Annotated in this window: 18 protein-coding genes and 1 pseudogene; 14 read left to right on the top strand and 5 right to left on the bottom strand. The window is 42.8% G+C overall.

Features of this window, described 5'->3' with window-relative positions:
• Positions 1–91: 91 nt before the first annotated feature.
• The 5 genes from AC6R05_RS02245 to AC6R05_RS02225 form a co-directional block, all read right to left on the bottom strand.
• Positions 92–1,243: a murein hydrolase activator EnvC family protein gene (locus tag AC6R05_RS02245; protein WP_500646465.1), complete on the bottom strand. Its 1,152-nt coding sequence runs from the start codon at positions 1,241–1,243 to the stop codon at positions 92–94.
• A 246-nt stretch (positions 1,244–1,489) separates the two neighbouring features.
• Positions 1,490–2,311, bottom strand: coding sequence for a serine O-acetyltransferase (gene cysE, locus AC6R05_RS02240; RefSeq protein WP_500646464.1), 822 nt, complete (start codon positions 2,309–2,311; stop codon positions 1,490–1,492).
• Between the two features lie 265 nt (positions 2,312–2,576).
• Positions 2,577–3,623 carry an NAD(P)H-dependent glycerol-3-phosphate dehydrogenase gene (gene gpsA, locus AC6R05_RS02235; RefSeq protein ID WP_500646463.1) on the bottom strand — a complete coding sequence of 349 codons (1,047 nt, stop codon included), beginning with the start codon at positions 3,621–3,623 and terminating at the stop codon, positions 2,577–2,579.
• A 151-nt stretch (positions 3,624–3,774) separates the two neighbouring features.
• Positions 3,775–4,242, bottom strand: coding sequence for a protein-export chaperone SecB (gene secB / locus AC6R05_RS02230; RefSeq protein ID WP_032551186.1), 468 nt, complete (start codon positions 4,240–4,242; stop codon positions 3,775–3,777).
• A 106-nt stretch (positions 4,243–4,348) separates the two neighbouring features.
• The gene (locus tag AC6R05_RS02225) at positions 4,349–4,783 is read right to left on the bottom strand and encodes a rhodanese-like domain-containing protein (protein ID WP_500646462.1); all 435 of its coding nucleotides are present in this window, start codon (positions 4,781–4,783) and stop codon (positions 4,349–4,351) included.
• A 281-nt stretch (positions 4,784–5,064) separates the two neighbouring features.
• Here AC6R05_RS02225 and AC6R05_RS02220 point away from each other — a divergent pair, with 281 nt between their 5' ends.
• From AC6R05_RS02220 to AC6R05_RS02155, 14 genes and pseudogenes are all read left to right on the top strand, one after another.
• The gene (locus AC6R05_RS02220) at positions 5,065–5,319 is read left to right on the top strand and encodes a hypothetical protein (RefSeq protein ID WP_500646461.1); all 255 of its coding nucleotides are present in this window, start codon (positions 5,065–5,067) and stop codon (positions 5,317–5,319) included.
• A 99-nt stretch (positions 5,320–5,418) separates the two neighbouring features.
• On the top strand, positions 5,419–6,093 hold the full coding sequence (locus AC6R05_RS02215) for a YjbF family lipoprotein (RefSeq protein WP_500646460.1): 675 nt from the start codon (positions 5,419–5,421) through the stop codon (positions 6,091–6,093).
• A gap of 18 nt (positions 6,094–6,111) precedes the next feature.
• Entirely contained in the window at positions 6,112–6,987 is an 876-nt protein-coding gene (locus tag AC6R05_RS02210; RefSeq protein WP_500646459.1) for a capsule biosynthesis GfcC family protein, read from the top strand.
• A gap of 149 nt (positions 6,988–7,136) precedes the next feature.
• Positions 7,137–9,245: pseudogene (locus tag AC6R05_RS02205) on the top strand (YjbH domain-containing protein); the annotation flags it as partial.
• Positions 9,246–9,874: 629 nt separating this feature from the next.
• Positions 9,875–11,011, top strand: coding sequence for a polysaccharide export protein (locus tag AC6R05_RS02200; RefSeq protein ID WP_500646458.1), 1,137 nt, complete (start codon positions 9,875–9,877; stop codon positions 11,009–11,011).
• 66 nt (positions 11,012–11,077) lie between these two features.
• Complete coding sequence (locus tag AC6R05_RS02195; RefSeq protein WP_500646457.1) at positions 11,078–11,518, top strand: low molecular weight protein-tyrosine-phosphatase; 441 nt, start codon at positions 11,078–11,080, stop codon at positions 11,516–11,518.
• Between the two features lie 114 nt (positions 11,519–11,632).
• Positions 11,633–13,804 carry a polysaccharide biosynthesis tyrosine autokinase gene (locus AC6R05_RS02190; RefSeq protein ID WP_500646456.1) on the top strand — a complete coding sequence of 724 codons (2,172 nt, stop codon included), beginning with the start codon at positions 11,633–11,635 and terminating at the stop codon, positions 13,802–13,804.
• Between the two features lie 146 nt (positions 13,805–13,950).
• On the top strand, positions 13,951–14,991 hold the full coding sequence (locus AC6R05_RS02185; protein ID WP_500646455.1) for a Gfo/Idh/MocA family protein: 1,041 nt from the start codon (positions 13,951–13,953) through the stop codon (positions 14,989–14,991).
• 15 nt (positions 14,992–15,006) lie between these two features.
• Positions 15,007–16,281: a Vi polysaccharide biosynthesis UDP-N-acetylglucosamine C-6 dehydrogenase TviB gene (gene tviB, locus AC6R05_RS02180; RefSeq protein ID WP_500646454.1), complete on the top strand. Its 1,275-nt coding sequence runs from the start codon at positions 15,007–15,009 to the stop codon at positions 16,279–16,281.
• Between the two features lie 36 nt (positions 16,282–16,317).
• Entirely contained in the window at positions 16,318–17,193 is an 876-nt protein-coding gene (locus AC6R05_RS02175; RefSeq protein WP_500646448.1) for a DapH/DapD/GlmU-related protein, read from the top strand.
• Between the two features lie 55 nt (positions 17,194–17,248).
• Positions 17,249–17,458, top strand: coding sequence for an acyl carrier protein (locus AC6R05_RS02170; RefSeq protein WP_500646450.1), 210 nt, complete (start codon positions 17,249–17,251; stop codon positions 17,456–17,458).
• Between the two features lie 6 nt (positions 17,459–17,464).
• Positions 17,465–18,886 (top strand): AMP-binding protein, encoded by a 1,422-nt coding sequence (locus AC6R05_RS02165; protein ID WP_500646453.1) that lies wholly within the window; start codon positions 17,465–17,467, stop codon positions 18,884–18,886.
• A gap of 9 nt (positions 18,887–18,895) precedes the next feature.
• The gene (locus AC6R05_RS02160; RefSeq protein WP_500646452.1) at positions 18,896–20,020 is read left to right on the top strand and encodes an iron-containing alcohol dehydrogenase; all 1,125 of its coding nucleotides are present in this window, start codon (positions 18,896–18,898) and stop codon (positions 20,018–20,020) included.
• Positions 20,011–22,481 (top strand): LuxE/PaaK family acyltransferase (locus AC6R05_RS02155; RefSeq protein WP_500646451.1); only part of this gene is annotated, 2,471 nt, incomplete at its 3' end. The genes AC6R05_RS02160 and AC6R05_RS02155, both read left to right, overlap by 10 nt.

Here is a 22,481-nt window from a genome sequence, read left to right as displayed (position 1 = left end):
TGCTCTTATTCTCTTCGCATCTCGTTTACTCGAATCCCGTTACTGCTCTTATTCTCTTCGTATCTCGATTACTCGCATCCCGCATCTGATCTTATCTTACCAACCAGCTTTTAGGATTCTGAGCCTGACTGTTTCGACGGATCTCAAAGTAGAGTGATGGGCGAGACTGACCGCCAGTATCACCAGCAAGCGCAATGGCCTCGCCGGCTTTTACCTTATCGCCTTCTTTCTTGAGCAAAGCTTGGTTAAAGCCGTATAACGTCATATCACCTTTACCATGATCGAGTAACACTACTAAGCCGTAGCCACGCAGGTATTCAGCAAATACCACCGTTCCAGAATAAACGGACTTCACCTGTTGGCCGTAGCTGGCGTTAATTACCATGCCTTTCCAGTTGATTTGCCCGGTTTGTCGAGAGCCGTAGTTATGTAATACCTTTCCTTTGATTGGCCACGGCAGTTTACCTTTGCGTTTTGCTAAGCCGTCCATTGGAACAGCATTACGCCTCTCACGAGCGGCTTTTTCTGCTTTTGCAATCTCTGCTTTTAGGCGAGTCTCGTTACGTTGCAGTTCTGCAAGATAGTTTTGGTCACCAGAAATGCTTTTCTTGATGCTTCCAACGGTTTTCTTGCGCTGAGCTTGAGTTTTAGCGAGCTGGTCGCGCTTGGTCGTTTGCTGTTTGAGTAGGGATGCGATTTGCTCTTGTTCTGCTTTACGAAGACGCTGGCTCTCTTCAAGTTCAGCTTGAGTCTGCTCAATCGCTTTAATCGTTGTCGCGCGCGCTTTGGCCAAGTGCTGGTAGTAATGACTAATACGATCTTCTTCGACACCCGTATTAAGAATGTGTGAAGAGGCTTTAGCACGACGAGTCATGTAATAAGTTTGAATAAGTTGCTCAAGCTTCTGGGTATGAACTTGCTTCTGAGTAGTAAGTGCTTGAATCTTATTGTTGAGTTGCTGAACGTTTGCATTTGCGGTAGCAAGCTGCTTCTTACTTTCCTTGATTCCTTTCTCAAGTGAAGCAATTGAGAGCTCTTGTTTCTTGAGGTTGGCTTGCAGGCTATCCAGCTTCTTTTGTTGAGAAGATAGGGCTTGTTGCTGGCGAGAGATCTCGCTCTTAACACCCTTCAACTCACCTTGGGAAGCTGCATGAGTAGTAGCAGGGGAGGTTGCGATACCAAAAGTAGTGGATAACAAAAGAGCACAGCTCAAAGTACGAATCTGTTTTATAGTTTTTGTCATCTAGCTACAGCCTACTAATTAGTCCTTGGTGCTTGATTATTATGTGTGTATTGAGTGATAGATTCCAGATACTTTAGAATAAACGAGATTCGGGATGCGAAGAGCCAAAGAGTGGTGACGAGATGAGGGGTACGAGATTCGAACAAACCTGATCTTGTCTTCTAGCTCCTCACCACTCGTTTACTCGAACCTCTCACCTGCTTTTGTTCTCTTCGCCACTCGCTTACTCATATCCCGAATCCGCTCTTAAATCCCATCACCATGAATAAAATTCTGAGAGCGCCCATTAAACCCTTGATCCATATCCAGAGACGGCTTGTCTGTTTTAGGCTTACCAACAATCTTAGCTGGAACACCAGCAACCGTAGTATGCGCTGGAACAGCTTGTAGAACTACAGAGCAAGAACCGATTTTCGCACCTTCACCGACTTCAATGTTACCCAAGATCTTCGCACCTGCACCAATCATTACACCTTCGCGGATCTTAGGATGACGATCACCGCCTTCTTTACCCGTACCACCTAAGGTTACGTCTTGCAGGATAGATACATCGTTTTCAACAACCGCAGTTTCACCAATGACAATCCCAGTTGCATGGTCGAGCATGATTGCTTTACCAATGCGTGCAGCCGGGTGGATATCCACTTGGCATGCAACAGAGATTTGGTTTTGTAGGTATGTAGCCAGTGCAATGCGCCCTTGCTTCCACAACCAGTTGGCCACACGATAACCTTGCAGAGCGTGGTAGCCTTTAAGGTAGAGCAGCGGCATAGAGTGCATCTCAACCGCTGGGTCTCGTGTCACGGTCGCGCAAATATCACAAGCCGCAGCGTCGATAATTGATTGGTCTTCAGCAAAGGCTTGCTCAACCACTTCACGTACCGCCATCGCAGGCATAGAAGCAGTTTTCAGTTTGTTTGCCAGAATATAACTTAACGAAGCACCGAGACTGTCATGGTTGATAATGGTCGCATGATAAAAACTCGCAAGCATAGGCTCCTGCTCAGACTGCTCTCGGGCTTCCTTTACAATGCATTGCCAGACTTTTTGTTGTTCACAGTGTTTCATTTTTTACTATCCATATTTTTTGAAAGGCAGATACGAGTATCGAGATTCGGAATACGAAAAGCTAAAGAGCAGTAACGAGATGAGGGATACGAGATACAAAAAGACGAGTGGCGAAGAGCTAAAAGATGGGAACAGCTTTTGCTCTTTGAGTCTCGCATCTCGTCACTCGAATCCGCTTTTAATCCCTTCTCATCTCGTTTACTCGCATCCCGTATCTGCTTTTAATCTCTTCTCATCTCGCTACTCGAATCTCTCATCTGCTTTTTTAACCTTCCGATTTCTTATCTCGAGCTAGCAGATCTTGCGCAGCTAAGTGTGCATCTTTTCCTTGATACAACACTTGATAAATTTGTTCAACAATTGGCATCTCAACACCCATGCGTTCAGATAGAAGCCAAACCTCTTTGGTGTTGCGGTAACCTTCGACGACTTGGCCGATCTCTTCTTGTGCGGTATCGACATCTTTACCTGTACCTAAGGCTAAACCGAAGCGGCGGTTACGTGATTGGTTATCAGTACAGGTGAGTACCAAATCACCCAAACCAGCCATACCCATGAAGGTTTCTGGTTTCGCGCCCAGTGCAGCGCCTAAGCGACTCATTTCAGCTAGGCCGCGAGTGATTAATGCGGTACGAGCATTGGCACCAAAACCGATACCATCAGACATGCCAGCACCAATCGCGATAACGTTCTTAACCGCGCCGCCTAGTTGCATGCCGATAAAGTCATCATTCGCGTATACACGGAAGGTGCGGGTACAGTGAATCTTCTCTTGTAGCTCTTTTACAAACTCTTGGTCTGGTGAAGCGACAGAAATAGCAGTAGGCATACCTGCTGCAAGCTCTTTGGCAAACGTCGGGCCAGATAGAACAGCCAATGAATATCCATCACCAAGCACGTCGCTTGCAACGTCTTTCAACAGACGGCCTGTTTCTGGCTCTAGCCCTTTGGTAGCCCAACAAATACGTGAATCTGTTTTTAGGTGAGGTTTTAGACTGTTCAGTACAATGCCAAATACATGGCTTGGAACAACAACAAGCAGGTCGCGGGTTGCTGATACCGCTTTCTCTAGGTCTGATTCAATAATCAAGCTTTCTGGGAAGTCGATGTTTGGCAGGAACTCGTGATTAGCGCGATCAGCTTCTAAGCGAGCCATATGTTCTGGCTCATGGCCCCAAAGCACAATGTTGGCACCATTACGTGCAAGAGAAATTGCTAAAGATGTGCCGTAGGAACCAGCGCCAATCACCGTCATGGCGATCTCTTTGCCATAAGCGTCATTTGTGTCATTAGTGCGAGTTGTGTCTGTCATGCTTCCACCTGAAAGTCTTGAGGAAATGAGAAGAGTATCTTTTTACTTTATTGAATATACCGAAAATATAAAAAATGCACACCGCATAAGTCGCGCTGTGCATTTTTAAACGGTTAGATTAAGTCTTATTTGGCATTAAGCCTCGTATAACTTAAGCTTGCTCGCCTTCAGCTTGTTGAGCTTGGTTTTGTAGGTAGTTCATGAACAGAGCGTCGAAGTTAACTGGTGCTAGGTTCAGTTGTGGGAACGTACCTTTAACTACTAGGCTAGAGATAGTTTCACGAGCATATGGGAATAGGATGTTCGGGCAGAATGCACCTAGGCAGTGTGCTAATTGACCAGCTTCCATTTCGCTTGCCGTAAAGATACCACCTTGTTGTACTTCACATAGGAATGCTGTCTCTTCTGCGTTTTTAACTGTCACAGTAAGGCGCAGAATTACTTCGTAAACGCCTTGGCCAAGTTCACGGCTTTGAGTGTCTAGATCCAGTTTTACATCTGGGTTCCACTCTTTTTGGAACATATCTGGTGAGTTAGGTGCTTCAAAAGAAACGTCTTTTAGGAAGATACGTTGGATTGCGAAGTTTTGTTGTGCTTCTTGAGGTGCTGCTTCAGCCATTTTCTTGTCCTTAAAAATTTACATTGGGTTCCGTAATCAAAATGAGGTTACGTAACCTGAAAAACGAGTATATAGATAACTGTGTTACTAATAATGCTACTAGGAGTTACTTCTTACCCTTAACTAAAGGTAGGTTCGCTTCACTCCAAGCAACTAGGCCATTCTTAAGTAAGCTCACGTTTTCAAACCCAGCTTTTGCTAGTAGGTTTGCACTTTCTTGAGCGGTTTGACCTGTTTTACATACCACAATGATTGGGTCTGCTTTATGGCTTTCAAGGCTACCAAAGTTATTTGATTTGATATCTGAAGGCAAAATGTGAAGTGCGTCAGTAATATGACCTTTTTTGTATTCATCTTTAGTACGAATATCAACCACAATGCCATTTTCACGGTTCATCAGTTGTGTGGTTTGCGCTGCGGTGATCTCTTTGTAAGCCGCATTCGATGTTTTGATGACATTCATAATGATGGCAACCACTAAGCCAATCCATACGATGGCTAAAATCATATTCTCTTGAATAAAGGGTACTAACTCTTGCATATCTTAAACTCTTGTCGTTTGGGGCTAGAAACTATACCCAAGCATCTCGAGGTTACTTTGGTATATGGTTCTGGAGTATAGCGATAAAGGATTGCAGAATACAGAAGAAGCAGAGGGTTGTGAGTAAAGGCGCGGAATAAACCAGTTTTTGTCTAGAATTTATGCATTTACTTGTACACACTTATTCACTATGATGATCAATTAGTTGTTTAAGCTGAACAACGGATAGAGGTGAAATCTTAGCCTCTGTATATAAACGTTTATATTTTATGGGAATCATTATGAAAAAGATTGCTTTAGTAGCAGCGCTAGCTGTTAGCTTCTCAAGTGCGGCTTTTGCTGCTACTGAAACTGCAGCAGCTGCAGGTGCTGGTGCAGGCTCTAGTGGCGCTGCAGCAGGTAGCGCAGCAGCTTCAGCGGCAGCGGCGGGCACAGCAACAACTGTAGCGGTAACAACTGCAGCAGTAGCAGTAGGCGCAGCAGTAGCAGTAGCTTCTAACGACGGTGGTGCTACAACTACGACTAACACTCAGTAATTTCTTATTTGAGTGAATGAAAAGCCATTTTATGTGCGAACATAAAGTGGTTTTTTTATATCAGTGTGTTCTCAATATTGCTAGGAAGCGCAAACAATCATGATTAAACCTCTTATCGCCTCTTTAGGTTTGTTGCTTACGGGCTGTTCCCAGCAGTTCCAAGACTTAAATGCCACTTTTAATGAAGCCATGTTTGGAGATGCTGACGTTTCTACCACAGCTGAATATATCCAAGACCTGCCTTATGCCAGCATTTACGCGCAGATTAACGATCAAGGCAAAATATTTATGGTTTTGGCCTTTGTTGGGCAAAACCAAGAAACGGGCGCTGAGCAACTAAAGTGGATGTCTTCTGATAAAGCGATGATCGTGACCGAAAATGGCCGTGTGGTTCAAACTTTATTATTGCCTTACGAGAACCTATCTGGCCTAACAGCGAAGCCTGCGAATGCATTGGTGCCAAGCTTTGATATGTCGGCTGAACCTAAAGCGCAACAGTGGCAAGCCAACTATGATTGGCAGCCAGATTATCGATTTGGCTACAGCGCTAACGTTGTACGCACCTATGTAAACCAAGAAACGGTACAAACACCATTAGCTGCTATAGAAACAAGTAAGTTTATCGAGCAAGTGAGCTATCCAGCACTTGGTGAGCAAGTCGAAAATGAATATTGGGTAAATAGCCAAGGTAAGGTAGTGAAAACGGTTCAGTACCTCGGCCCAGATATGACTCGCTTAGAGCTAACTCTGCTTAAGCCTTATCAAGCGAACTAATCGGTGGTGATGAACAGTATGAAATCATTAATCAAATTAGGTAAACGTTCTGCATTGGCTTTGCTTTGTTCTTCGTTATGCCTATCAAATGTGACACACGCCCTTTCTTTAGAGCCTAACGCTCAGCAACCAAGAGCTCAAGAACCACAACTTAATGTTGAGTTGCCTGTTCAGGGCATTACTCTCAATTACTCACAGCCCGTTCGCCTTGAGCAGGTGTTAGATGACGCAAATGCCAATGGTGCATTAGGTTATTTTCCACTATCAGCACAACTGTTTGATCGTAATGCACAGCAAGAAGTTGATACTTTAAAAGCACGAGTAATCGAACAGTTGAACAAACTAGCGCAACAAGAACCACAAGTAAGAACAGTGATTACACAATTGGAGTCCTTTGATTACCAAGCGCGTTACTTTGTCGATTTAGATAGAAACGCAGTGATCTCCCAACCAGAGAAAAACCCGCTCTTGTTTTCAAAAGATATATCGCTTTCAAAAAACATATTGGTCTCAAAAGGGAAGACATTCGAATCGGGTAAGTCAAATCAAGCGCAACGTTTCACCTTGTATCTAACCCAGAGGCCAACTCACCTAACGATGGTTGGTGCAGTAAAACAAGCGCATAAACTCAAGTTAATCGAGCATGGCCAATTAGATAACTACCTCTCTATGCTACCAAAAGATGAGTTGCTCGAGGTTGCGGATAAAAGTACAGCAGTTGTGATTCAGCCAGATGGCCATGTTGATGAGGTAAGCTACGCCTACTGGAACAGTAAACAAGCTTACTTCGCCCCAAGTGCGATTCTTTTTATTGCTTTTGACTCTCTGCCTTCTGAGTTTTCAACTTTGAATCAAAATATTATCGAACTTCTACGTTATAAGGTTAATTTGTAATGTCGTCTAATCAATCATTTCCATTAACGCTTCTTGCAAGTTCGATCACTAGCGCTTTATTAGCTGCGAGTAGCTTTTCTGCTACTGCACAAGAACAGCAGCCTTCGGAAGTGGAAGTTTCAAGTTTTAACATTCCGACGTTAAAGCATTCGCAAACTAACTTTGGTGGCGTAGGCTTGATGCAGATGCCAACCGCACGTATGGCACCGGAAGGTGAATTTAACTTAAGCGCATCATTCAATAACGAATATTATTTTTACAACGTTAGCTTGCAGGTAATGCCTTGGTTAGAAACCACGATTCGTTATACCCAAGTTCAAGACTTGCTCTACACTGGTAATGGCAGCGGGGATTGCTCCCAAAACAGTTTTAGTGGTTGTACTAAGTACACAGATAAAGGTATCGACTTTAAAGTTCGCTTGATTGAAGAAGGATACTACCTGCCAGAATTATCTGTCGGTGTTCGCGACTTTGGTGGTACGGGCCTATTTGATGGTGAATTTATTGCTGCTAGTAAGCGATTTGGCCCGTTAGATGTAACTTTAGGTATGGGTTGGGGTTACATGGGTACCAGCGGTAATTTTACTAACCCATTCTGTAAAGCTAGCGATAGGTTTTGTGAACGCACGTCTGACTTCAAAGGTAATGGTGGCAGTATTGATTTTGAACGCTGGTTTAAAGGCGATGCAGCAATTTACGGTGGCTTGGAGTATCAAACGCCATTTAAGCCACTAACTTTAAAGCTCGAATACGACAGTAACGACTACTCTCAAGATTTCCCGGTAGTACGTGGTGGCGTTGATATGACACAACATACGCCTTGGAATGTAGGTGCTCTGTATCGTTTCAATGACTGGGCTACAGCCAAGGTGAGTTACGAGCGCGGCGATACACTAACCATGGGCTTTGACCTAACCACCAACTTCAATGAAATAGCCTCAATTTGGCGTGATACGGAAGCCGCAGAACTTCGTCCGAGTGAAGCAAGTAGCATGGGTGAGGTTGATTTAGCTAAACTAACAGAAGAGTTAGATACCATTGCAGGCTATGAGCAAGCGAAAGTTCTAGTTGATGATAATACGCTGGTGGTCAAAGGCGAACAGGTTAAATACCGCGATCGTGAAGTAGCACTTGAACGTGGAGCTACAGTAATCGCTAATCACGTCCCTGATTATATTGATACTTACCAAATTGTTGAAACTAGCAGTGCAGGTGAGCTTTCAGAAACGGATATTAATGCTAATCAGTTTAAAAAGTCGGCTAGCTACTCTTACTTAGATTCTGATATCAAAGACTCGACTCAGAATAGAGAAGTTGCATCTGGTTCAGCAGTGGAGTACCACGATGCTCGTGAGCGTTTCGATGTGTCGGTATCCCCAAACTTGGCCCAATCTTTCGGTTCAGCAGAAGATTTCTATCTGTATGCGTTAGGGGTATATACCAACGCCTCTTTTTGGGCTACTAGTAATATCGAGCTGTCGGGCTCTTTGTACATCAATCTTATCGATAACTACGACAAGTTTAACTACACAGTACCAGAAGACGGCACCGACCAAACTGCAAGGGTGAGAACCCTGTTCCGTGAATATGTAGAAGAGCCAGTTCGCCTAGACAGATTGCAACTTACTTGGTTTGAAGATTACGGTAGCGGTATTTATAGCCAAGCCTATGCGGGTTACCTAGAGAGTATGTTTGCGGGTGTCGGTGGTGAAGTACTTTACCGCCCATATAATAGTAATTGGGCTATTGGGGCGGATGTAACAGCCATCAGCCAACGTGATCCTGATAGCTGGTTTGAAACCTTTGATGAAGAGTGGCAAGCACACCCAACGGACCCAGGCCGTTCTTATCGAGTTATTGATAAAGGCACCACAGGCTTTGTGACTGGTTACTATATGCCACAGTGGGAGTTCTTAAGCGATACGCTATTTAAAGTCGGCTTTGGTAAGTTCTTAGCTGGCGATATAGGTACCCGTATCGACTTCTCTAAGCAGTTCAAGAGCGGTGTAATTGCAGGTGCGTTTGTTAGTTTAACCGATTTAAGTGAAGAAGATTTCGGTGAAGGTAGCTACACCAAAGGCTTCTATGTATCAATCCCATTTGATTTGCTAACAGTTAAACCAAGTTCAAACCGTACTCAATTCACATGGCAACCCCTAACCCGTGACGGTGGGCAAGTGTTAAACAAACAATACAATTTGTTTGAACAAACTGACGCAAGATCACCATGGTTCCAAAGGCCAAGTAAGGTGGAATAAGGCGAAGATACGAGTAAGCGGGATTCGAGATTCGAGATTCGAAGAGCTTAAGAGCAGATTAGAGTAAACGAGATGTGAGATTCGAAGAGCTGTTCTTCGCGTCTCGTGCGCGAATCCCGCCACTACTCTTTTATCTTTTCGTTTACTCGACACCCGCATCTCGAATCTGCTCTTTTGTCTTTTCGTCACTCGTTTACTCGCATCTCGAAACTGCTCTTTTATCTTTTCGCCACTCGTTTACTCACATCTCGAAACTGCTCTTTTATCCCTTCGCCACTCGTTTACCCGCATCTCGTATCTGCCCCTTAAACCATTCAACAAGGTTGATAATACAAACAAACTGTGGATAATACATACGGATTAAATTTGAGCATGTTTTTGATGCATGTTTTATAAAATCACCATTGGCTTTTTACCGTTCAAGGGGCCGCTTCTGGTGCACAGACAACTACGCAGTGTGATGTCGCGGTATATCAACGGGCGGTAGCGTGCCCGAAAGCAATTTAAAGTGGAATCGATATCAAACTATCACTCCTTTTCCCCTCCGTTTAAGCCATTGCCAATGGTAAGGTCAATTACTTTGTATCACTTGGACGTGATTACATTTTCTCAACTATGATTTGGTTAACATGAAGATTAAGAAAAATCGTCTCTTTCTTGCGTTATTGCCCGCCTTATTGGTTGGCTGTACTACTCCAGGCACGCACCTTACTACCGATGATAAGAATGTGATCCTTCCTTCAGAGGAACAACACGCTGCGGATATTTCAGATGTTGTTAACCTTTACCCTCTAACTGCTCAAACAGTCTCTAATTACAAAAGTAAAACTCAGTTAGTGTCTCAAGCTAACCCAGAATTAGATGTTGATATAGCTAAGTATGAGTACAAAGTTGGTGTGGGCGATATTTTGAATGTCACGATCTGGGATCACCCTGAACTGACGATTCCTGCGGGTTCTTATCGTAGCGCGTCTGAGGCTGGTAACTGGGTTCATGCAGATGGCACCATCTTCTACCCTTATATTGGTACGGTAGAAGTGGCTGGTAAAACTGTTCGCGAAATTCGTTCGGATGTGGCGGAGCGTCTAGCTAAGTACATTGAAAGCCCCCAGGTGGATGTGAATGTGGCTGCTTTCCGCTCTAAGAAAACTTACATCACGGGGGAGGTGTCAAACCCTGGTCAGCAAGCGATTACCAATATTCCTTTAACTTTGCTTGATGCAGTGAACCGCTCTGGCGGCTTATCTGAGGATGCGGATTGGCGTAATGTGTCTTTGACGCGCAACGGTGTTGAAGAAAACATTTCACTATATGGTCTCATGCAACGCGGAGACTTGACTCAAAACCGTTTGTTACAAGCTGGCGATATTGTTCACGTACCACGCAATGATAGTCAAAAAGTGTTTGTGATGGGAGAAGTGAACGAACCCCAGTTACTAAAGATTGACCGTGTCGGTATGAGTCTAACTGAAGCGCTGAGTAATGTGGGTGGCATCAACCAACTATCTGCCGATGCAACGGGTATTTTTGTGATTCGTACTTCTGATGATAAATCAGAACGTATGGCTGACATCTATCAACTTAATATGGAAGACGCCTCAGCTTTAGTTATTGGCACAGAGTTTGATTTAAAGCCGTACGATATTGTTTATGTAACGGCCGCACCGATCAGCCGTTGGAACCGTGTAATTGGACAACTTGTTCCTACAATTACCGGATTCAATGACCTAACCGAAGGCGTGTTGCGCATTCGCAACTGGCCGTAAATCAAAATACATTGAACATCGGGTCACATTCTGTGTGGCCTGATTTATATGGGTTGATAGTAATTTATGTTTAATAAAATTCTTGTCGTTTGTGTTGGCAATATTTGCCGTTCCCCAACAGGAGAGCGTGTTTTGCAAAAACTATTGCCAAACAAACAAGTAGCATCAGCTGGTATTGCTGCGGAAAAAAGTCGTTTGATTGGTAAACCAGCAGATGAAACCGCAATCCTGATTGCAGCAGAAAATGGTGTGGATGTGGAAGGCCACCAATCACAGCAAGTCACACCTCAACTTTGTGCGCAGTATGATCTGATCTTAGTGATGGAAAAAGGCCATATGGAAGCGTTGACTCAGATTTCTCCAGAAGCACGTGGAAAAACCATGTTGTTTGGCCAGTGGATCGGTCAACAAGACATTCCCGATCCATACCGCCAAAGCCGAGAAGCCTTTGAGCACGCTTATAAGCTGATAGAAGAAGCTGCACTGGCATGGGCGAATAAGCTATGAGTTATTGGGCTTAACTCTTAATCATCAGGAAGCGATAACATTAATTATCTAGGTTGGTTTGTTACTAATAAACCAACCCTAAAAACAGTACAATTTTTAGGAAGTAGCAATTCAATGACAACACAACCATCTAGGCAATCACAGACTGATAACTCAGATGAAATCGATTTAGGAAAGCTATTTGGTATTCTGCTTGATGCCAAGTGGTGGATTATCTTTACCACATTTATGTTTGCGGTTGGTGGTGTTGTATTTGCACTCTTATCCACTCCTATCTACAAAGCAGATGCATTAATCCAGATTGAACAGAAAAGCTCTGGCGGTATCTCTTCAATGGTTGGTGATATGGGTGAACTGTTCGCACAGGAATCCTCTGCAATTACTGAAATTGAGATTATCAAATCGAGAATGATCTTGGGGGAAACGGTCGATAAGTTTAATCTAACTACGGTTACCTCTCCTATTTACACACCTGTTGTTGGTAAAGGTATTGCTCGTTTAACCGGAGATGTTAATAACATTTCTGTTAGTCGTTTTGTGGTTCCAGGCTATGCTACCGGATATGCTCATACGATTCGTATCCTAGATGCAGAGCAGGGGGCTTACCAGCTGATTCGAGAAGACGAGCGTGTCATCCTAGAAGGTAACATTGGTCAACTAGCCACTGCTGACGATTACAGTCTTTTTGTAGCGGGCTTTGAATCCCACAAGGATTTTGAGTTTGCTATCGCTAATCGCAGTCGTCTTGAAGCAATTGAGTGGCTTAAGCAATCTTTGTCTTTATCTGAGCAAGGTAAGCAGACGGGCATTCTGAAGCTAAGCTTTGAGGGCGAGAATAAGCAGCAGATTTCTGAAATCTTAAACCATATTAGCCAAATCTATTTCTTACAAAATGTAAAACGTAACTCTGCGGAAGCAGAGAAAAGTTTAGCCTTCCTAGAGGGTCACCTTCCCGGTATCAAATCTCAGTTAACGACATTTGAAGATACGCTAAATAACTATCGTCAAGAAAACGAGTCGATTGACTTGGGCTTAGAAGCTCAGTCAACGCTAAAAGTGATGGTAGAACTGGAAGCACAACTGAATGAGTTGACGTTTAAAGAGAGTGAAATTAGTCAACGTTTTACCAAAGATCACCCTGCGTATAAATCACTACTTGATAAGCGTGCAACGCTTTTGAAAGAGAAAGAGCGCTTAAACCAGCAAGTGCAAAAGCTACCAAAAACACAACGTGAAGTACTGCGTATGACGCGTGACGTTGAAGTAAACCAGCAAATCTATATTCAACTTCTAAACAAAGTACAAGAACTAAGCATTATCAAAGCGGGTACCGTGGGCAATGTACGCATTTTGGATGATGCGCAAGCTTATGCGCGTGCAGTAAAACCGAAGAAGCCACTGATCGTTGTACTAGCTACACTACTCGGTGGCATGTTAAGCGTGGCATTTGTGTTCGTGAAAGCGGCATTCCATCGCGGTGTTGAAAGCCCAGACCAAATCGAAGAGATTGGTTTGCCAGTTTATGCCGCTGTGCCTAAGTCGGATTTGCAACTGGAATTAACTAACCGTTTTAAATCTAAGAAAAAACGAACTTCTGGAACCCAAGCTTTGCTTGCTGAATCTAACCCAGCGGATCTGTCTGTTGAAGCACTACGTGGACTTCGAACTAGTCTTCACTTTGCGATGCTTGAAGCCAAAAATAACATATTGATGATTTCTGGCCCTGCGCCAGGTATCGGTAAATCTTTTATCTCGACTAACTTCGCAGCGGTTGCTGCTAAAACGGGACAAAAAGTATTGTTGATTGACGCGGATATGCGTAAAGGTTATTTGCAACAAAGCTTCGGTGTTAAGTGGGATAATGGCCTATCAGACCTTTTAATCGGTAAGCAGAGCTTTACTGAGTCGGTTAAATCAACCCCGGTTGAAAACCTTGAGATTATTACTCGCGGACAAGTACCGCCAAACCCTTCAGAGCTTTTGATGCACCCACGTTTCGCGCAGCTAATGGAATGGGCTTCAAAAGAGTATGATTTGGTTATAGTAGATACCCCCCCCGTGCTGGCTGTAACTGACCCGTGCATTGTCGGTACTTTTGCTGGTACCACTTTAATGGTGGCTCGTTTCGGCCAAAATACGGTTAAAGAGATTGATGTCGCCCGAAGTCGCTTTGAGCAGTCGGGAGTTGAAATTAAAGGTGTTATCTTCAACGCAATAGAGAAGAAAGCATCAAGTTCTTACGGGTATGGTTATTATAACTATACCTACTCAAGTGATAAAAAATAGGGCTTACTGAAGCCCTTTTCTAAAAGTAAGAAAAATCTATTTTTATAAGGGATTGTCTAGGATAGATGATCTCAAATGAATGAAAAATGTCTCAGGTGAGGTTCAAAGTCTGAGGCCCCTCCTCCCTTCTTTAGAAAGAATATATCATGATAAAAACCAGAAAAATTCGCATAGCAGTCGTTGGTTGTGGTCGTATTTCTAAAAATCACTTTGGTTCAATTGAGAAACTAAATGATGAATATGAATTAGTTGCAGTTTGTGACAATAATAAGGAAACGCTTTCTGAACACGTGTCAAAGTTCAATGTTCCAGGTTACCTTTCTATTGATGAGTTACTAGAGAAAGAAGAACTAGATTTGGTAACGCTTTGTACGCCCAGTGGTATTCATGCATCTCAAACTATAAAAGCAGCTAAAGCTAAAGTTAATGTCATTACAGAAAAGCCTATGGCTACTAAATGGGAAGATGGTTTAGCAATGGTGCGAGCATGTGATGAAGCGAACGTTCGTTTATTTGTAGTTAAGCAAAACCGCCGCAATTCAACTTTGCAATTACTTAAGCGAGCTGTAACCGAAAAACGTTTTGGGCAAATTCACATGGTTCATCTAAATGTGTTTTGGACTCGCCCACAAGAGTATTATGATCGAGCCGCATGGTCAGGCACTTGGGATATGGACGGTGGTGCTTTTATGAATCAAGCAACGCACTATGTTGATTTGATGCATTGGCTTATTGGGCCAGTCGAAAAAATTCATGCGATGACATCAACCTATCGAGATATTGATGTAGAAGATACTGGCGTAGTTAATATTAAATGGCGTAATGGTGCTGTCGGCTCTATGGCTGTTACTATGTGTACGTACCCTAAAAATCTCGAGGGTTCGATTACCATTTTAGGCGAAAAAGGTACAGTTCGTATTGGTGGTGTTGCAGTCAATGAGATTCAAGAATGGACATTTTCAGAAGATAAAGATTATGATGCTGATATTGAAAATGCCAATTATCAAACAACCTCTGTTTATGGTTTTGGTCACCCACCATATTTTCAGAATGTAGCAGACGTTTTACGTGGCAAAGCTGCCCCTGAAACTGATGGTCGAGAAGGCCTGAAGTCACTTGAGCTATTGATTAGTACTTATCGCTCGGCACGTGATAATAAAGAAATTGGGTTACCATTGAATTTATAATATTGAGAAATTAAAATGACGTTAGACAATTTAAATATTGGCATTATTGGACTTGGTTATGTAGGGCTACCACTAGCAGTAGAATTCGGTAAAAAGTACAATACGATTGGCTTTGATATAAACACACCGCGAGTTTTAGAACTTATAGAGGGAATGGATTCAACACTTGAGTGTACTTCTTCAGAGTTACAGTCAGCACAATACTTATCTTACACGAGTGAGCTAAGCGATATAAAGAACTGTAACTTTTATGTAGTTACAGTTCCGACACCAATTACAGATGATAAAACCCCCGATCTTACTCCTTTGAAAAATGCATCAGAAGCATTAGCTAATGTGGTTTCTAAAGGGGATGTTGTCGTGTTTGAGTCTACAGTATACCCTGGTGCGACAGAAGAAATATGTATCCCCATTATTGAAAAGTTATCTGGTTTGACTTTTAATAAAGATTTTTTTGCCGGTTATAGCCCTGAACGAATAAACCCAGGTGATAAAGTAAATCGTCTCACAACGATTATGAAGATAACTTCTGGTTCTACGACTGAGATTGCAGATTATGTAGACTCTGTTTATTCATCGATTGTCGATGCTGGTACGCATAAAGCTTCTTCAATTAAAGTCGCAGAAGCAGCAAAAGTCATTGAAAATACGCAGCGTGATTTAAATATTGCGATTATTAATGAGTTTGCGAAAATTTTTAATAAACTTGAAATTGATACTGAAGAAGTTCTAAAAGCAGCTGGAACAAAATGGAATTTCTTACCCTTCAAACCAGGTCTTGTTGGTGGTCATTGTATTAGTGTTGATCCTTACTATCTTACTCATAAAGCTCAAGAAGTCGGTTATCGACCAGAGGTTATTCTTGCTGGCCGTCGTATTAATGATGGTATGGGTGAATATGTTGCGACTCAACTTGTAAAAAAACTGGCAAGTAAAAAAATTCATATTGATGAAGCGAAAGTTCTTATATTAGGCTTTACATTTAAGGGCGATTGCCCTGATGTACGTAATACCAAAATTATTGATATTGTTAAAGAGCTTAGAGATTTTAATATGTCTGTTGATGTTCATGATACTTGGGCCTCAAAGGAAGAAGTTAAAGTTGAATATGATATCGAGCTTACTGATGCGTTAGAAAATGGAAAATATGATGCCGTTGTTTTAGCCGTAGATCATAGTGAAACTAAAAAGATGGGCATCGATAAAATTCGATCGCTATGTAAAGAAAACCACATCGTTTATGATGTTAAGCACGTATTCAATTATTCGGACGCAGATATGCGTCTTTAATTACAACGATTAAATAGTATCGACTTTAGGCCTTATATGTCTCGTTATTTTAATTCAGCTTCGAAACTTATTGATATTCTACAAGATGTTATTTTTACTAACCCTAATCATTTGGACTTGAACGTACTAATTCAATCGATTTCAGATAACAGTTCGACCAGCGAAGATAGTATTTGTGAATATATTAAAGGACCTCTACCTTGTAACAAAAACAATCTGATAGTTGTATGTGAAGAGGAGCTTGAAGGTTACGCTTGTATCGTTGTAGATAATGTAAAAGAATCTATTATTACAATTGTTAATAATATTGTAAGGAATGTAGGATTTAAAAAGATAACTCTATCTAAATCTAGAGATGAATCAGTTTTTACTGGAAATAATGTTGTTATCGAAGAAGATGTCTCAATTGGTATGAATTGTATTATTGAAGATAATGTAATGATTAAAAGTGGGACTGTCATTGGCGATAATTGCATAATTAGATCTAATGTTATTGTTGGTTCTAAAGGTTATAATCATACAAATGTTTCTGGGGTTTTGACTCCACTAGAATCGCTTGGAGGTGTCGTAATTGGAAACAATGTTGAAATTGGATATAATACGGTAATAGCTCAAGGGAATATAGATAACACTATCATTTCCGACAATGTTAAAATTGATGCTCTATGCCTTATATCTCATGATTGTCATGTTGGGAATAATGTTTCTATAGCAGCTTCGGTTACTTTGTGTGGATATGTTGAAATTGGAGATAAATCGCGTTTGGCACCCAACTCGACCGTATTGCAACGTATTACTGTGGGAGAGGATGTCACTGTTGGTTTAGGTGCTGTAGTAATTAGCAATCTGAAAGAACATGGTGTTTATTTTGGTAATCCTGCCATGAAAACAAAATCTAAGTTAATAAGTTAATAAGTTAACAAGTTAAGAGTTTGAGGATTTAATTTTGCATAATAAAAAATCAACTATTGATGTTATTTCAAAAGTGTTGTCTGTTCCCGCTGAAAAAATAACTGATGACTTGGCAGTTGGCGATATTCCTGAATGGGACTCTCTTGCTCACATGCGCATCATCGCTGCATTAGAGTCAGATCTAGGCGTAGTGTTAGACATCGAGCAGACGTTAGAGATCGAAGATGTAGAAGACATTGTCGACGCTGTTTTAAACAATGAGTAACGTTTTATGTCGGTAGTCGAAACAATACTAGCTCACGCAGCATCTCGTCCTCAGCATGTCGCTCTCTACGAGAAAGACGCAGCTGTTACCTACATGCAACTCGCTGAGACTATCAAGTGCACGGCTTCTAAATTAATGAAGGAAGTCGAACCCGGAGATGCTGTCGTTGTGACGGCATCTAACAGTTACGCTTTTGTAGCTGTGTATTTTGCGATCCATTATATTGGTGCAAAAGTGGTTAACTTGGCTGCCGACGCAGACGAAAGTTACAAGCAATTTATCGATAAAAAGGTTAATCCGAGTCTATCGATTGAAGACTGTCAAACCTACATAGCGGATATTCATCCTTTAGAGTCCGACAAAGAAGTTACCAGCCATATTTCTAGTGGTATCGCCGACCTCATGTTTACGAGTGGGACAACTGGCGAGCCTAAAGGTGTCGCTTTGAGTCATGAGCAGTTGTTGAGAGCTACTCAGCATATTGTCGGTGAGGTAGGCAACACACCAGAAGATGTTGAGCTTCTATTAATGCCTCTTAGCCACTCTTTTGGTATGGGACGCATGCGAACCACTCTTTTTGTTGGTGGTACGTTGGTATTAGGTTATCCGCTACAGCGTTTGAAAAGTGTTTTTAAGGCCATTGAGAGTCATAAGGTAACAGGACTCGGACTGGTCCCATCTGCTTGGGCATTTATTACTACAATGTCTAAAGACCGCATCAGTAAATATGCTCATCAGCTAAAATATATAGAGTTTGGAAGCGCGCGTTTGTCTCCTGAGGATAAAGCACTGTTAATACAATGGTTCCCATCAACTCATATTGTTATGCACTATGGTTTGACAGAAGTTTCTCGTGCGGTATTCACTCATTTCCATACTGACAATTTAGAAGCTGTAGGCCATGCTTCGCGAGGCGCTGAGTTTGCTATTCTTAATGAAGATGGACTGCATCTACCTGAAGGTGAGATCGGTGAAATAGCATTTAAGGCGCCATGGATGCTAACAGAGTACTACCAGAATCAAGACTTGACGTCTGTAGCGTTTTCGAACGGCTACTTCCGAACGGGTGATTTGGGCAAATACGAAGGCGACTATTTGTTCTTAACTGGACGACTCAAAGAGATCATCAATGTCGGGGGCAAGAAGGTAAGCCCTTACCAAATTGAAGAAGTGCTGAATTCTGATGATGGTGTAATAGAGTCCGCCTGCGTTCCATGCGCAGACGCAAGCATGGGAGAAGTCGTTCAAGCGTTTATCGTTGTTGAGCCTGCCATGATTGATGACATTCATACATTAGAATCTCGACTAAGGGAAACGGTTGCACAACGACTCCCTGTTCATATGCGCCCTGAAAAGTACAAAGTCATTGATGCGTTACCAAAAACATCCACAGGTAAAATTCAACGTCTACATCTGACTAAAATGTAAGAGAACTTCATGTTAAAACTTCGATTTCCTTTGCCCGTATTTCGTAATGCTAATGAAATTGCGAACGGAAAGAATGCAAGAATGGCACTCAAAGGCCTTGTGGCAAATCGTGTCGCACTAATAATCAGCCCCTCATTTCGTAAGTCAAAGTTTTTTGAACAAGTTGTTCGTTTAGTCAACGCGACCAGTGTTCGTGTGATCGAAAAATCTTGGAAAGGTGAACCGACGGTTGATGAACTTTCAGGTGTGGTTGGTGAGCTTGAGTCATTCCAACCTGATTATATTATCGCACTTGGTGGCGGCTCCATTATTGATGGCGCTAAGCTAGCGTGGCTGCTTTATGAATGCCCAACGATCGGCCCAGATGTCTTATTCCGACCATTTGCAATACCGCCACTGCGTGGGCGTGCAAAATTTGCAGCGATTCCTACCACGGTAGGAGCGGGGTCCGAAGTGTCATCGGCAGCTGTCATGTTAGATAGTGCAACTCAAAGTAAAAAAGCGGTCGTTACACACGATTTCCTTCCTGATTTAGTGATTCTAGACCCTGATCTTGTCTCTGAGGTCCCATTAAGTATTTTAAGAACTACAGTCGCCGATGCGCTCTCCCATGCGATTGAAGGCTATGTGTCTAAAATCCCTCACCCATTAATGGAGACATTTGCGGAACAATCCGTATCGATTGTCTATCGTTATCAGTCACAGTTAGATCAGGATGAGTGGCATATCGACATGCTCTCAGAATTACAGCACGCTGCAATGCTTGCTGGTTGGGTTCAGAACCACTGTGTTGTCGGGCTTTCACATGCTATCGCCCACCAACTAGGACATTTTAATGTCGGGCATGGATTAGCAAATGGGGTGCTTATGCCAGCCGTTATTGAGTTCAATTCTCAAGATCAGGCCGTTGAGCAGAAATATGAACGACTAATTAAGAATGCTGGTTTACCAAGTAGACAGGCTCTTCTTGACCTGTTTAAGGGTTTAACCTCGGGGCAAGGCGTTTCTTTGAATCTATCGAATGAGCAACTAGACAACATTGCAAAGAACGCATTACTTGATCCTGCTGCTGCGACAAACCCAGTCGCTTTCGCTGAAGATGACGTTAAAGAGATAGTAAAGAAATGTCTATAAAGAATGAAAGCCTAACGAGCGTATTAGATGCCCGCCCTTTCGAGTTACCTGAAGCTCAAAAGCAACCCTTATTTAAACAGAACTTGCTTGAAGAGCTAGTACATCACTATAACAGCAATGAGATGTACCGTAAGTTCTGCGTGAAAAATGGGTTCAACCCAATGCAGTTCAGTGGCAGCTTGGAAGACATACCGGCGATCCCTGTGCATATTTTTAAAGCTCTTGGCCATAAATTAGCGTCGGTTAGCGAAACGGCTATCAAGACTAAGCTTCAATCTTCGGCGACAAGTGGGGTACCAAGTACCGTTCTTCTTGATAAGGTTACGGCTCGTCGTCAAACCAGAGCAATGGCTCGCGTGATGCAAGAGGTTTTAGGACCGAAAAGGCGCCCGTTCTGTATCATGGATATCGATCCAACGAGCCCAAATGCAAGCAACTTAGGCGCTCGTATTGCAGCCGTTAAAGGCTATCTAAACTTTGCGTCATCTTCTCATTACTTTATTGATGCTTCTAGCCCTTCAGCTCCGTTAGAGTTTTTAGAGCAGCAGTTTGTTGAGCATTTAAATGGGTTAGACAGTGAAGAGCCGCTTGTCATTTTCGGTTTTACTTTCGTTCTGTACCATACGGTTTTCAAGAGTCTAAAAGAAAAAGGGGTGTCCTTTAAACTTCCGGCTGGCTCTCAGGTCATCCATATTGGTGGTTGGAAGAAACTGGAATCTGAGAAGGTTGATAAGAAAACATTCAACCAAGACATCGCGCACGTATTGGGTATCTCCCCCGATAATGTTATTGATATTTACGGTTTTACAGAGCAAATGGGGTTGAACTACCCAGACTGTAAAGCGGGCTGGAAGCATGTACATGCTTACTCTGACGTGATTATTCGAGATGAAGCTGATCTATCACCTTGTCCGAATGGTGTGGTGGGCTTATTGGAGTTTGTTAGCCCGCTGCAACACTCTTACCCTGGCAATGTTGTATTGACCGATGATCTTGGTGTTGTCGAAGATTCTGTGTGTGAGTGTGGGCGAGTTGGAAAGCGCTTCAAAGTGATTGGTCGAGCTAAGAAAGCTGAAGTTCGTGGCTGTGGTGATGTCATGTCTGAAAAAGTCACCAAAAAGCCAACCTCGAAGCAATCTGCAGAACAAGCTGAACATATGGTGGTGTATCACGCCCCGGTCGACTTGAATGAATCTGACTCACCTTCTGAGCAGTTGAATGCGATTCTGACACACCTTAAGTTGAAGCAACAATGGTTAGCGAAACAGCCTGCTGAAGCGATACTCGGTCTTTTCGATACTGCTCGTAAAACTTGGGCTGAAAACCCCGAGTTAGACCCTTATCGTCATACTGGACTTAACTTCTTGGCGGATTGGTGTGAGCCTAATCGCTTACGTAGTTTGCTTGATTCGGCGTTGCACGGACAACGGGGTTTTCTCGACAACTTTATGCCTCGCAAAGACATCAGCCACAGTTCGCTTAAAGCGATGCCTAGAGGCGTCGTATCTCACTGGTTATCTGGTAATGTGCCACTGCTTGGTATGTTTGCGTTAGTTCAGAGTATATTGAGTAAAAATGCGAATATCCTTAAGGTATCGGCAGATGAATCTCAAGCACTTCCTGTGTTGTTAAGTACTTTTAAAGGCATCAGTTACACCACACCTGGTGGGTATACCATTCATGGTGATGACCTGTTAGAAACACTGGCTGTTGTGTACTTTGACCGTCATCAAACAAAGATAGCAGAACGCTTTTCTGCGAATGCCGATGTGCGTATTGCTTGGGGTGGTCGAGAAGCAATAGAAGCGGTAAGTGCTTTACCGAAAAAATATAACAGTCAAGATATCCTTTTTGGGCCTAAGTTGTCGATGATGGTGATTGGTAGTGACGCCTTAGATTCCGAAAAGGCCATTCGAAAACTGATACGTCGAGCAGCAACGGATTCAAGTGTATTTGACCAGTTTGCTTGTGCTTCGCCTCACACCATCTTTGTTGAAAAGGGCGGTGACATAACCCCGAAAGAATTCGCTGAAAAGCTAGCTGCAGCAATGGATAAGGCTCTTGTGCGCTTACCGACTCAAGTGCCAGACATTGGGCAGGCAAACAAGATACGTTCAAAAATTGCAGAGTATGGTTTCATTGGTGAATCATGGAATGACCGTCATTTACGTTGGACGGTGTTGTTCGATGAAGGCACTGATTTAGTTGAACCAACCTATCAACGCGTGATTACCGTTAAAGCCGTAGATAACGTCTTTGACGTTATTGGTAGCGTGCATGAAGATATTCAAACGGTTGGTTTAGCAATGCATGGTGAGAAGAAGCTCCAGTTTGCTAATGAGATTTTAATGCAAGGCGCGATGAGATGCCCTGACGTTGGGTACATGACGCATTTTGATTCTCCATGGGATGGATTGTTTGCGTTAGATCGTCTCGTTCGCTGGGTATCACTTGGTGGTCC

The organism is Vibrio sp. R11-SG3-ISO9 (assembly GCF_059834255.1).
Note: the sequence above shows the minus strand (reverse complement) of the source record. Positions and strands in the feature narration are given on the sequence as shown.